The following is a 13,053-nucleotide window of genomic DNA, read 5'->3' as shown; positions in this document are numbered from 1 at the left end:
GTGATGCAGCGTACTGCCCGCCCGAGAGCGTGTACCAGGTGGCAACCGAAAGGCAATGCATCCGGAGCGCCGAGGAATCGTCGCGACCCCCGGGAATTCTCCGGCCGGAGAATCGACAGGGGACGCGCGCCCGAGGGCTTCCGGGTTCCGGGAGACCATATGGACGACGTCATCGAACGAGCGGTCCTGCGGGTCATCGAGAGCATGCAGGAGAACCACGGCGAGCAGCTCACCATTGACGACATGGCGCGCACCGCGATGTTCAGCAAGTTCCACTTCTCGCGCGTCTTCCAGCGCGTGACCGGGCTGTCCCCTGGGCGGTTCCTGTCCGCGGTGCGGTTGCGCGAGGCCAAGCGCCTGCTCGTGTCCACCTCGCTCAGCATCACGCACATCAGCCACCAGGTCGGCTACTCCAGCGTGGGCACCTTCAGCTCGCGCTTCACCCACAGCGTGGGCCTGTCGCCGAGCAGGTACCGGCAGTTCATGAGCGTCACGGCGGAGGACCTGGCCGGCGGCGACCGCGCGTTCGGCGGCCCCGCGGCGACCCTGCACGGCGTCGTGACCTCGCCCCTGGCCGACCGGCCGGTGTTCGCCGGCGTGTTCCCCGGTCAGATCATGGAGGGCAGGCCGGCGAGCTTCACCCTGATCGGCCGGCCCGGCCCGTACGTGCTGGAGAACGTGCCCAAGGGGAGCTGGTACGTGATCGCCCAGTCCGTGGCCGAGTCCCGCGAGGACGCCGTGCACCACCCGCCCCAGGGTGACGCCGCGACGTGCATCGCGCGCATCGGGCCGATCGAGGTGGGCGGCGGCGCCGAACGCGCGGACCTGCGGCTGCGGCCCATGAGCGCGCTCGACCCGCCCGTCCTGCTCGCCCTGCGCGACCTGCTGGCCTGGACCGACACCCACACCTGACGGAAAGGGGCGGCGCACACGGAAGAGCCCGCGGACGGCTGGTCCGCGGGCCCTTCCGTGTTCTCCAGCTCGATTTCCTAGGCGGGGCTCACCGTCATCGGCAGCCCGCCGCGCACCCGCAGCGACAACATGGCCTCCGGGACCGCCCGCCGGCCGGGCAGCCCGGTCAGCCGCAGCTCGCGGGTGACCATGGCCAGCACGAATGTGGCCTCCATCATCCCCAGGTGGTTGCCCACGCAGAAGCGCGGGCCCGCGCCGAAGGGGATGTAGGCGTACCGCGGCCGGTCGGCCGGCGCGCCGGGCTCGAACCGCTCGGGACGGAAGGCGTCCGGATCCCGCCAGTACGCCGGATGCCGGTGCAGCGTGTACGGGCTGATGAGCACGTCCGCCCCGGCCGGGACCCGGTAGCCGCCCACCTCGTCGGCCTCCCGCGCCACCCGCGTCAGCGCCCACACCGGCGGGTACAGCCGCATGACCTCCTCCAGCACCGCCGCCGTGTACGTGAGCCTGCGCAGGTCCTCGTACGCCGGCGGCCGGTCGCCCAGCACCGAGACGGCCTCCGCCCGTACCCGTTCGCGCACCTCCGGATGCCGGTCCAGCAGGTGGAAGGCCCACGACAACGTGCTGGCGGTGGTCTCGTGCCCGGCCAGCAGCACCGTGACCAGTTCCTGCCGCAGGCGCTGCCGGGCGGCCCGCGGGTCCTCCCGCAGCCGGGTGGACCCGATCAGCAGGGACAGCAGGTCGCCGCCGCCGGTCGGGTTCTCCAGCCGCTCGGCCACCAGCAGGTCCACGATCCGGTACAGCTCCCGCCGGGACCGCCGGAAGCGCAGGTGCAGCGGCAGCGGCAGCCACAACGGCACCATGGCCAGCGTGACCATCTCGAACATGGCCTGGTCCTGGACGCCCTCGAAGGCGTGCCCGATGGAGTCGTGCGCGCCGAGGTCGGCCTCCAGCAGGGTGCGGCCGAGCACGCCGAGCGCCAGGCCGGTCATCTCGCCGGCCACGTCCACGGGCCCGCCGCCCACCCGGGCCCGCAGCCGCTCGACCAGGCGGCCGGCCTCCTCGGCCAGCACGGTGTCCTGCTGGGCCAGCCGCTTGTTCTGGAACAGCGGCTGGATGGTCCTGCGCTGCTGCCGCCACCGCTCGCCGTCGCTGGTCAGCAGGCCGTCGCCGATCACCCGCCGGGCCTCGTTCAGGCCGATGCCCTTGCGGTAGTTGCCGCTGTTGTCGGCCAGGACGTGCTTGGCGTGGTCGGGGTGGTTGAACAGGTAGATGGTCTTCGGGCCGATCGTCATGCGCACCGCGTCGCCGTACCGGGCGGTCGCCTTGGACAGCAGCGCGAGACGGTCGGTGACCAGCCGCCGGTACAGGACGGGCGCCGCCCAGGGCGGCGGGCCGGGCGGCACGCCGCCCGGCGCCACCGGGCGGGTGCCCAGCGCGGTCACGCCGACACCCCCTGCAGGGCCGGGGAGGTCTCCCCGAAGCGGCCCCGGTAGACCAGCAGGCCGTCGCAGTCGTCCCGCCGGCTCAGGGACAGCACCTCGCCGACGAAGATCGTGTGATCGCCGCCGTCGTACGCGCGCCAGACCCGGCACTCGAAGCGGGCCGCCGCGCCCGCGATGAGCGGCACCCCGGTGACCTCGCCCGGCGTCACCTCGACGTCGGCGAACTGGGCCAGGCCCAGCGGCCGGTAGCGGTCGGCGAAGTGCCGCGCCTCCGCCTCCTGGTGCCCGGCCAGCACCGACACCCCGAACGACGTCGCCGCGGTGATGCACTGGTGCATCACGGCACCCTTGCCGACGCACACCAGCAACAGCGGCGGGTCGAGCGAGACCGAGGTGAAGGAGTTGGCGGTCATGGCGTGGGGGACGTCGCCGCCCGTGGTGATCACGGTGACGCCGGTGGCGAACGCCCCGAACGCGTCGCGCAGCGCCTTGGCGTCCGCGACCTGCGGCGCAGGGGCCGATGAGTGGAGTTGCACGGTGACCTCCTGGGTCCGGGTTCTAGGCCAGGTACGGTTCGAGCGCCCTGACCAGGGGCTCGGGGACCCTCGCCGGCGCGGTCTTGGTGTTCGGCCCCCGCATGCAGGCCACGCGCTGCCTGCCGCGGGCGACGAGGACCTCGGGCGCGCCCGGGGTGACCCGGACGTAGTCGAAGCCGAACTCGATCTGCGTCTGCGCCAGTTCGATCAGGCGCATCCTGATGGACAGCTGGTCGAAGGCCGTGATCTCCGCGAAGAACTCGCAGTCGACCTTGAGCGTGAACAGCTTGAGGTCGTCCTGCAGGTCGGCGAGCACGTCGCGGGCCCGTTCCATGAGGAACATCTCCCGGCAACGTCCCTGCCAGCGCAGGTAGTTGACGTAGTAGACGTTGCCGACGAGGTTGGTCTCCTCGAAGCCGACCGTGTGCAGGTACTCGTAGTAGGTGCCCATGGGCTAGGACCGCCCTTCGGTGAGGATCGCGACGACGACGGGGGCGGGCAGGCCGTTCACCCGGGTGGCGAGCGTGGCCACCGTCGCGCCGCCGCCGCTCAGGACCACCCATCCGTCGGATCCGGCCCTGTCCACCGCGAACGGCACGTCCGTCCCGTCTTCCGTTCCCGCCGCTGTTCCGGTTGCTGTTCCGGCCGTGGTCGCGGCGGTTCGCAGGCAGGCGAGCGCGGCGCGGGTGCGGGCGCGGGCGGTGTCCGCGTCCTCCCCGGAGGCCGCGGCGATCCCGGCAGCCGTGGCGATCTCGCCGGCGATCTCGTCCGGGCCGTCGCCCGCGTCGGCGGGGGTGACGGTCTCGACGGCGCAGGCCACCGGCCCGGGGGCCGCCACGCACACCGTCAGGCCCGGCACGTGGGCCGACACCGTCCGCACGCCCGCCGCCGCGCCGGGTGCGGCCGTGCCACCCGCCGCGCCGGGGGCGGCCAGCCGGGCCGCGGCCAGGTCGCCGGTGTCCTCGCCCGGCTCCACGACGACCGCGACCCGCGCGCCCGTCAGGTCCTCCAGCGTGCGCTCCAGGTACGGGCCGAGCAGCGGCGCCGCCCACGGGCCGGCCCCGCCCTTCTTCCGCACGGCCTGCAACCGCAGCCCCTCCCAGCGCTCGACGACCTCGCCGTCCTTCGTCCGGACCGCGACGTCGTAGACGTAGGCGTCGCCGTCCCTGGACCGCTCGGAGGCGCAGTAGCGCACCTCGTCCGCGCCGGACAGCGCGGCCCCGGCCGGGTGGACACGTTCGATGCCGGTCGGCAGCAGGGTGGCGTCGGGCACGCACACCTGGTTGCCGTGCATCAGCGCGTCCCGCATGCCGGGGTCGCCCAGGAGCAGGTCCGGCGGGAGGAACCCGGCGAACCAGTCGCACTCCTGCGCCACTTGGAGGTCGGCGTCCACCTCGCGGGCCGCGGCCCGGTGGTAGCGGCGCAACCGCTGGAAGCGCCTGCCCTGGAAGAGCACCTCGCCGTAGAGCTGGGTGTCGGGGTCCAGCGCGACCGGCGGCAGCTCGTCGCCGGCCTGCTCGGGCGGGCCCGCGGGCGCGGCCCCGGCGTCCAGGCGCAGCACGGCCGTGAAGTGGTCGACGTCGAAGCCGGTCTCCTGGCTGCGGATGGCCACGGCGACCGTGTCGTGCCCGGTGACCGCCGCCGCCACCCGGAGCGTGGTGCTCCCGTCGGGCGGCACGATGATCGGCCGGACGAACTCGGCCTGCTCCACGACGGGCGCCCCGGGACGGCCGGTGGCCGCGTACGCCACCTGCGCCATGGCCTCCAGGCCGAACACCGCGGGGAACAGCAGGTTGCCGTCCAGCAGGTGATCGGCCAGGTACAGGTCGGTCCCGGCGTTCACCTCGACCTCGCTGACCAGCTCCACGCCGTGGTAGCGGACCAGCGGCGTGCCGACGAAGCGCAGCAGCGGCAGCTCCGGCTCCTCGCGGCGCACGGTGTGGATGCCCTCGGTCCGTCCGCTGATCACCACCACGCCGGGCGCGTCGGGATCGCTCACCAGGCGGCGCATGATCTCCACGCCCCGGTCCACCGGGATCGGCGTGATGCCCTGCTCGACCAGCCGGTCCACGACCGACAGCCGCTCGCCCATGCCGACCTCGGACCAGACCGACCACTCCATGCAGATCGCCCGGCAGCCCGGGTGCCGCTCGCCCGCCTCGCGGGTCAGGTCGGCCAGCCACTCGTTGGCGGTCGCGTAGTGGCCCTCGCCGTGCAGGCCCGCCCGGCCGATGATGCTGCCGAACGTCACCAGCAGCCGCAGCCGTCCCGGCTCGACCGCCTCCAGCACGTTGCGCAGACCGTCCACCTTGGGGGCGAACGTGCGGCGGAAGGCGTCCATGTCCAGCCCGGCGACGCCCTCGGGCTCGTTGCGCCCGGCGCCGTGCAGCACGGCGGTGACCGGCCCGAGCGCCTGCTCGGCCGCGGCCACGGCCCGCCGCACCTGGGCGGCGTCGGTGACGTCGGCCCTGGCGTAGTGGACGGTGAGCCCGGTCGCGGCCATGCGGCGCAGGTTCGCGGCCAGCTCCTCGTCCTGGGCGGGGTCGGAGCGGCCGAGCACGGCCACCTTCGCCCCACCGGCCGCCCCACTCGCCATGGCCATGGCGCACTCGGCCGTGATGCCCTTGCCACCGCCGGTCACCAGCAGCACGTCGGAGCCGGTCAGCGGCTCCTCCGCCCGCTCCTGCCGGTACGGCAGCGCCCGCAGCGTCGGCACCCGCCGCACGCCGCCGGCGTCGTAGTGCACCTCGCAGAACGCCGTCGTGGCCGCCGCCTCCGCGGCTACCCAGGCGGCGGCCTGCGGCGCGTCCTGCGGCAGGTGCACGACCGTGGTGGGCACGCCGCTCTCCAGGTGGAACGTCTTGGCCAGCCCCGCCGCGCCCCGGCCGTGCTGGACCAGGACGAACCGGGCGCCCGGCCCGCCGGCCAGGGCCGCCTTGGCGCCGAGCAGTGCCTGCTCCAGGTCGTCGGCCGCGCACCGCGCGGGTAGGCACACCAGGACACCGGATCCGATCTTCTCCCCTTCGAGTGCCTCGCGCAGCGGCCCCGCCAGGGGCGAACCGGCGGGCGCGAACACCTGCCACGACCCTTCGCGCTCCTCGGCCGCCCGCCGCGGCCGCGGCTGCTCGTCCAGGTCCACGGCGAACGGGCGCACCCACGGCGCCGCGCCCGTCACGCCCCGCGCCGACTGCGCGCGCGGCTGCGCGGCCAGCCGGTCCAGGGCCTCGCCCAGCTCCTGGAGCGTCGCGGTGGCGACGTTGGCCGGCGCCATGCCCGCGGGCACGCCCAGATGCTGGGTGGCCTGGTCGATGATGTGCATGACGGTGACCGAGCTGAGGTGCAGCTCGTCCAGCGGCTTGCTGTCCTCGGTCACCATCTCCAGCGGCAGCTCGGCGCGTTCGGCGGCCAGCCGCCGCAGCAGCTCGACCGTGGACTCGGCCGGGGACTCGCCCGGCCGTACCGCCGCCCCGCCGTCCGGCTCGGCGGCCCGCTCCGCCGGCTGCGGGGCGGCGGCCTTGACGCGCACCTGCGGCGCCTGCTCGGCCGGGCTGGTGAAGAACGAGAACGCCGCGCCGATCTCCAGCGGCTTGACCAGCCGCCCGTGGAACAGCTCCTCGCAGGCGACGGGCACGCCCGCCACGTGCGCGGCGCCGGCCACGCCGAGCAGCCCGGCCAGCGACTCGCCGTCGGTGTCCAGCGCGACGGCCGGCACGTCGGTCAGCTCGGCCGCCAGCCTGCTGAGCACCCGGCCGGGGCCCACCTCGACCAGCAGGTCCACGTCCGCGGCCAGCGAGCCCAGCGCCTGGGCGAACCGCACGGGGGCGGTGATCTGCCGGTGCAGCAGCGCCGGGATGTCGGTCCCGGCGGCCAGGTCGTCCCCGGTGACGGTGGAGACGACGCGGCGGGCGACCGGCCCGAACCGCTCCTCCTCCAGGTAGCCGGCCAGCGCCTCGGCCGCCGGTGCGACCAGGGGCGAGTGGAAGGCGTGCGAGACGTTCAGCCTGGTCCAGGTGAGCCCGGCGCGCTCGGCCCGGCGGCCGGCCTCCGCCACCGCCGCCACCGGCCCGGCGACGACGGTCTGGAGCGGCCCGTTGTACCCGGCGATCACCACCGGCAGGTCGCCGGCCAGCTCCAGCACGGTCTCCGGCGCGGCCCGCACGCCGGCCATCGTGCCCGGCTCGCCGCGCTCCCGCATCGCCCGGCCGCGCTTGGTCGCCACGCGCAGCAGCGCGTCCTCGTCCATCGCGCCCGCCCAGTGCAGGGCCGACAGCTCGCCCAGGCTGTGCCCGACGGCCGCGTCCGCCTCGATGCCGAGCAGCGACAGCGCCCGCAGGCCCGCCATCGAGCCGGTGACGATGCGCGGCTGGGCGATCTCGGTGGCCGCCATGTCGCCGTCGGCGGGCAGGGCGGCGGTGGTGTACACCTCGGCGACGTCGGCGAAGCGCCTGGCCAGCGCGCCGCCGTCGGTGCCGCGCCCCGAGCCCTGCCCGGGGAAGAGGAACCCGATCCTCGGCCGGGCCGAGGCGCGGCCCGCGAACGCCTTGCCGTCGGGGGTGGACAGGGTGTTCTCGCCGGACTCCAGCGCCGTCAGCACGCGGGTGAGCTGCCGTACGGCGTCGTCGGGCGAGGAGACCACGACGGCCGCCCGGCACGGCAGGCCGCGCAGCCGCCCGCGCAGCGTGGCGGCCAGGTCGGCGAGCTCGCCGTAGGACACCTTGGGCACGAAGGCGAGCAGCTCCGACACCAGGCCGCGCAGCTCGTCCCAGGAGCCGCCGTCCAGCAGGAACAGCTCGGCGTCCTGCGCGGCGGCGGCCAGCGCCTTGACGCGGCTGGACACGCGCCGCCGCGGGCCGGTGTTCTCCAGCACCACGTGCGTGTTGATGCCGCCGAAGCCCATGGCGGTCACCGCGGCGCGCAGCGGCGCGCCCTGCGGCCACGGCTCGGCCGTGCGCAGCACCCGCAGCGTGGCGCCTTCGTCGGTGAGCACCTGGTGCGGGTCGACGCAGCCGATGGTCGGCGGCAGCACCTGCTCGTGGACGGCCATGGCCGCCTTGATCAGGCCCGCCACGCCCGCGGCCGCCTTGGTGTGGCCGATCATGCCCTTGATCGAGCCGACCGCGGCCGGCCGCGCGGCCGTGGCCCTGGCCCGCGACAGGGCCGTGAGCTCGGTCGCGTCGCCGAGCGACGTGCCCGTCCCGTGGCCCTCGAACAGCTCGACGCTCTCGGGCCCGAACCCGGCCTTGTCGTACGCCCGGCGCATCGCCAGCAGGTAGCCGTTCACCTCCGGACGGGTGATCCCGCCCTTGCCGTCGGAGGAGACGCCCCAGCCGGCGATCGTGGCGTAGATCCGCCGCCCGGCGGCCAGCGCGTCCTCCTCGCGCATCAGCACGACGATGCCGCAGCCCTCGCCGGGCCAGAACCCGTTGGAGTGCCGGTCGTACAGGCGGAAGTCGTTCTTGGCCAGCGCGCCGGTCTTGGCGAACCCGATCACCTCGAACGGGTCGATGGACAGGTCCACGCCGCCCGCGACGGCCACGTCCACGTCATGGTCGGCCAGCGCCTTGCCGGCCGTCACCACCGACAGCAGGGACGAGGAGCAGGCGCCGTCCACGGTGTAGCCGCCGCCGTTGAGGTCGAAGTGGTTGCAGATGCGTCCGGCGATCGTGTTGGACAGCCCGCCGGCCAGGGTGTCCTCGTCCACCGGCGGGAAGGGGCTCTTGTAGGCGGTCTCGTAGTCGGCCAGGAACGCGGCCAGGCGCTCGTCGTCCCAGCCCTGCTCCTTCAGGGCCGCGGCGAGGGTGCGCCGCACGTACGGCCAGCGCAGCCGCAGCACGTTGGCCCGGGTGAACTCGCCGGTGAGCGTGTTGCCCACGACGACCCCGGTGCGCTCGCGCGGCAGCCCCTCGCCGCCCGCGAACCCGGCGTCGGCCAGGGCCCGGCCGGCCATGTCGAGGGCCAGCCAGTGGGCCAGGTCGGTCGACCGGTACGTGCTACCGGCGATCTTGTGTGCCACCCGGTCGAAGGCGTAGCCCTCGATGACCGCGGCGGTCTTGGCGTAGAAGCGGTCCGGCGCTGCGGGATCGGGGTCCCAGTAGTCCTCCAGCCGCATGCGCTCGTCCGGGAGCCGGCGGAAGGCGCGGCGGCCGGCCACCGCGTTCTCCCACAGCTCCCTGGGCGAGGCGGCGTCCGGGTACCGGCAGGCCATGCCGACGATCGCGATCCTCGTCATGCCTTCGCGACCTCTTCCCGCGCGTGCTGCAGCGCCTGGGCGGCGGCTGCGCTGACCCTGGCGGCGTCGAGCTCGCGCGCCTTGTTCACGATGTGCAGCGCCCACAGGAAGCCGCCGCGGATCAGGCAGACCGCCGCCGTGGCGAAGAAGATCCCGTACGGGATGTTCATCCCCATCAGCAGGCCGTACACCACGGCCACGCCGCCGCCGAAGGCGACCTGGGACAGCGGCCTGGACGGGCTCGTGCCCGGGTCGGTGATCATGTAGTTGGTGAACAGGATGAACGCCACCCCGGTCATCATCGACAGCCCGCCGAGGATGGAGATGTCGTCGATGATCAGCCCGCGCACCACGGCCTGGAGGGCGAAGACGCCCACCCAGCCGCCGATCAGCCACATGCGGCCGGTCAGCTTGCCGTTGATCATCGTGCCGCCGATGATGATGATCCCCGGGATGATCCAGTCGATCGGGTTGTCGACCTTCTCGGTGAAGTGGTACGGCGGCGCGATGCTGGCCCACGGCAGCAGCAGCAGGATGATCGCGATGCCGAAGTTGGACGGGTTCATGAAGTGCCGCATCCGCCCGCGCACCGGCGCCTTGAGCACCCACTTGGCGCCCACCGCGACGGTGACGCCGAACATCATCACCAGCACCTGGTCGTTGACGTAGATCAGCATGTTGAGCGCGATGGAGGTGATGTGCGCGGGATACAGGAACTCCATCAGCCCGCGCGGCCCGTTGCCGAGGAAGCGCGGCGCGCGGCCCTCCTGGCGGGCGCCGATCACCTCAAGGATGATCTCCACGGTGTAGCCGGTGGCCAGCGCCACGAACGGCCACGACCACGGCTGCTCGAACCCCAGAACGGTGTAGCCGAGGATGTTGAAGATCGTGATCGAGATCGCGAACCGGCGCAGCGCCGTGATCACTTTGGGGTCGTGACGTGGCGGGGTGATCGTCTTGTCGGCCATGCCGTCACTTCTCCTTCGCTTGCGAGCCGAGCTGGAGGGTGTGCCAGCCGGGGGTGAGCGTGAGCTCCTGCTGGTGCCGCTGCCCGGCGCGGTCGCGCCAGCTCAGCTTGACCCGCACGGGGCCGGTGACGTTCGCGCCGAGGCCGATGTGCACCGCGTGCGCGCGCTTGCCGGAGTGGCCGCTGCCGCCGTCCACGCGGCCGACGAAGGAGCGGCCGTCGGGCGTGGTCGCGGTCACCGTCGCGCCGATCACCGGCGATCCGGCGGCGGGCAGCGGGCCGGCCGCGGAGGGGCTGTCGTACTGCAGGCGCAGCCCGAGGAACGCGTTCGCCGAGCGGCTGGTGTTCAGGTAGAAGGCGGGGGCCTCCCACTGGCGGGCCACCGCGAAGTCGATCAGGCCGTCCCCGTTGACGTCCCCGGTCGCGATGCCGCGCGTCGGCACGGGCACGGCCAGGCCGAGCTGCTCCGACAGGTTGGCGTAGCGGCCGTCGGGGCCCTTGGCGAAGAAGGCCAGCGTCTGCGCGCCGGCGATGTCGGCGCCCTCGGTGACGTTCGGCCACGACTTGGGGTTGCTGGTCACGCCGTCGTTGGCGGCGGCCAGCTCCTGCAGCGGCGGCCAGCGGTTGACGTCGCCCTTGATGAACCCGGTCGCCTGGACGATCTCGTTCTCGCCGTCGTTGTCGAAGTCCTCGATCTTGGGGTCCCAGCCCCAGCCGGACCAGGCGGTGCGCAGCTCGGCGCTGAGGTCCTTCCACGGCGCCTCGCCCTGCCGCAGCTTCTCGCGCAGCTCGGCCTGGGTCTTGACGGTGGACAGGAACGTGAAGTTGCTCTCCTGGATGCCGTACGGGGTGGTGATGTTGCTGACGAAGAAGTCGAGCACGCCGTCGTGGTTGAGGTCGCCGGCGTCCGAGCCCATGCCCTTGAAGGAGTCCTCGCCGAGCACCTTCGACTTGGGCACGCCGATCTCGTGCGTCCCGATGGTGGGGGAGAACTTGATCGTGCCGGGGGAGGAGGTGTTGTAGAGCAGGTGGTCGGGCCCGAAGTCGTTGTTCAGCAGCAGCTCGGGCAGGCCGTCGCCGTCGAGGTCGGCGCTGGTGGCGCCCAGCTCCCAGCCGGTGGAGACGTCGGGCGGCAGCACTCCGTCCAGGCGGGTGAAGCCGCCGTTGCCGGTGCCGCGGAAGAAGTAGTCCCGGCCGCCGTTGACCGCCTTGGACAGCGAGTGGTTCATCTGCACGCCGCCGTCGACGCGGCTGTCGAGGATCGGGCTGCCGTCGGGGAAGTAGTTGCCGACGAAGATGTCCTGCTTGCCGTCACCGTCGAAGTCGGCGACGGTCGCGACGTTGCTGTTCCACAGCTCGCCGGTGTACTTCGCGCCGCCGGAGTTGGGCACCAGCTCGGCCGCGTCGAAGGCGGCGGCCTCGAACCGGGACGCCGAGGGCCGCTGCAGGTGCAGCGTGGGCGTACGGCCCCACCAGTAGACCAGCAGGTCGGTCCGGCCGTCGTCGTTGTAGTCGGCGGGGACCGCGCCCATGGGCGCCATCGCGTCGGTGACCGGCAGCGAGCCGAACGACAGCGCGAACGGCCGGTACCGCTCGCCGCCGCCCTCGACCGGCGCCGGGGTGACGACCACCTGGTCGGTACGCGGGTCCACGACCACCAGGTCGTCGTCCCTGCCGTTGCCGTCCAGGTCGTTCAGCGCGATCGCGGCCCCCACGGAGGAGATCCAGGCGTCGATGTGCTTGTAGGCCTGGTTCACCTTGCGGACGGTCTTGGCCGGGCCGCCGCCCGGCATCGCGATCGCCAGGGACTTGAAGCCGTACGCGCCGGCCATCTCGGCCTTGGTCGCGTCCGAGGCGAAGGTCGGGTGGCCGATCGCGAAGACGGCGATCATCAGCGCGAGTGCGGCGACTCCCGCCGCCTGCTTGCGCAACCACGCGGCTACCGAGGTCACGAGGGAACACCTCCATGGAAGACGAACGTCTCGGCGATGCGCCGGCGCCACCCCTCATAGGCGGGCGGCTTGTCATGCAATGTCGCGGTGGGACGGGTCGTGCGGCTCACCTCGGCCGCCTGCTCCGCCGTGGTGCCGCAGAGAACGCCCACGGCCGCCTCGGTGTGCGGGAAGAGCAGCCCGGCCCGGATCCTGGCCTCGGCGGCGAACACGCTGCCCTGGGCCAGCGGCCCCTGGTGCGGTCCGGCGCGCTCGCGCAACCACCGCAGCTCGGCGTCGTCGGCGCCGCCCGCGTAGGTGGCGGCCAGGCCGATGCCGCTGTAGAGGTCGGCGTGGCGGGACTCGGGGAACCGCTCGACCAGGGTGACCGCCCGCTCGGCGCTGGTGCCGGCGACGAACCACAGGGCGCGGCCGATGCCCTGGTCGAGGGCGTGGGCCGCGTACTCCTCCTGGCCTGCCGGCCACGAGAAGCGGGCTTCGCGCACCTGCTGGTGCACGTACCGGTCGGTGTGGAAGTAGGCCTGGTGGAAGCCGTACCCGTCGTGGACCAGCCACAGCAGCAGCGGGTCCAGCAGCCGGGGCTTGGGCCACAGGAAGCGGGGGAGCCGGGCCATGGCCCAGCCGATCCCCACGTAGACCATGTAGTTGTGGTGGTGGCCGCGTCCCTGGAGGAAGGCGTTGACCCGGCGCAGGTCGCCGAAGGTCATGCAGTCCAGGATGGCGAAGCCCATGCCCGCGCCCTCGTAAGCGAAGCCGCGGAAGCGGGCGGGCACCTCTTCGAGCCGGTCCTCGGCCTCGGCGACGGTGCGCGACTCCACGGCGTGGGCGTAACCGGCGAGAAAGTATTCGCCGACCGTCTCCAGTAATTCGGTGGACGCCGCGTTCTTCACCCAGAAGCCGCGCGTTTCGACTTTCGTCTCGCCGACGTCCGGCACCAGAATTCTGCGTCTGAGCGACCGCAATGCGCTTGCCAATTGAGCCTCCGCCGCTTATAGCCCGAACAATTCAATTT

General features: G+C 73.3%; 8 protein-coding genes. 1 reads left to right on the top strand and 7 read right to left on the bottom strand.

Going from position 1 to position 13,053, the window contains the following annotated elements; all coding sequences use genetic code 11:
* The first annotated feature begins 159 nt into the window (after positions 1–159).
* The gene (locus ACIHAD_RS41135; protein WP_397360219.1) at positions 160–912 is read left to right on the top strand and encodes a helix-turn-helix domain-containing protein; all 753 of its coding nucleotides are present in this window, start codon (positions 160–162) and stop codon (positions 910–912) included.
* A 77-nt stretch (positions 913–989) separates the two neighbouring features.
* Here ACIHAD_RS41135 and ACIHAD_RS41130 read toward each other — a convergent pair whose 3' ends face one another.
* Genes ACIHAD_RS41130 through ACIHAD_RS41100 form a run of 7 tightly spaced genes read right to left on the bottom strand, consistent with a single transcriptional unit; the run spans position 990 to position 13,015 of the window.
* Positions 990–2,357 (bottom strand): cytochrome P450, encoded by a 1,368-nt coding sequence (locus tag ACIHAD_RS41130; protein WP_397360218.1) that lies wholly within the window; start codon positions 2,355–2,357, stop codon positions 990–992.
* Positions 2,354–2,893 carry a flavin reductase family protein gene (locus ACIHAD_RS41125; protein WP_397360216.1) on the bottom strand — a complete coding sequence of 180 codons (540 nt, stop codon included), beginning with the start codon at positions 2,891–2,893 and terminating at the stop codon, positions 2,354–2,356. The genes ACIHAD_RS41130 and ACIHAD_RS41125 overlap by 4 nt, the downstream gene beginning before the upstream one ends.
* Positions 2,894–2,915: 22 nt before the next feature.
* Complete coding sequence (locus tag ACIHAD_RS41120; protein WP_352329445.1) at positions 2,916–3,344, bottom strand: acyl-CoA thioesterase; 429 nt, start codon at positions 3,342–3,344, stop codon at positions 2,916–2,918.
* A 3-nt stretch (positions 3,345–3,347) separates the two neighbouring features.
* Entirely contained in the window at positions 3,348–9,122 is a 5,775-nt protein-coding gene (locus ACIHAD_RS41115; RefSeq protein ID WP_397360215.1) for a type I polyketide synthase, read from the bottom strand.
* Positions 9,119–10,090 carry an enediyne biosynthesis protein gene (locus tag ACIHAD_RS41110; RefSeq protein ID WP_357696685.1) on the bottom strand — a complete coding sequence of 324 codons (972 nt, stop codon included), beginning with the start codon at positions 10,088–10,090 and terminating at the stop codon, positions 9,119–9,121. The genes ACIHAD_RS41115 and ACIHAD_RS41110 overlap by 4 nt, the downstream gene beginning before the upstream one ends.
* Positions 10,091–10,094: 4 nt before the next feature.
* Complete coding sequence (locus ACIHAD_RS41105) at positions 10,095–12,041, bottom strand: CRTAC1 family protein (protein ID WP_397360213.1); 1,947 nt, start codon at positions 12,039–12,041, stop codon at positions 10,095–10,097.
* Positions 12,038–13,015, bottom strand: a complete 978-nt coding sequence (locus tag ACIHAD_RS41100) for a DUF1702 family protein (RefSeq protein ID WP_397360212.1) — start codon at positions 13,013–13,015, stop codon at positions 12,038–12,040. Before ACIHAD_RS41100 ends, ACIHAD_RS41105 begins: the two co-directional genes overlap by 4 nt.
* Positions 13,016–13,053: the final 38 nt, after the last annotated feature.

The organism is Nonomuraea sp. NPDC052265, assembly GCF_044547985.1.
Classification (GTDB): domain Bacteria; phylum Actinomycetota; class Actinomycetes; order Streptosporangiales; family Streptosporangiaceae; genus Nonomuraea.
The sequence above is the reverse complement of the archived record's forward strand: the minus strand, read 5'-3'. Positions and strand labels throughout refer to the sequence as shown.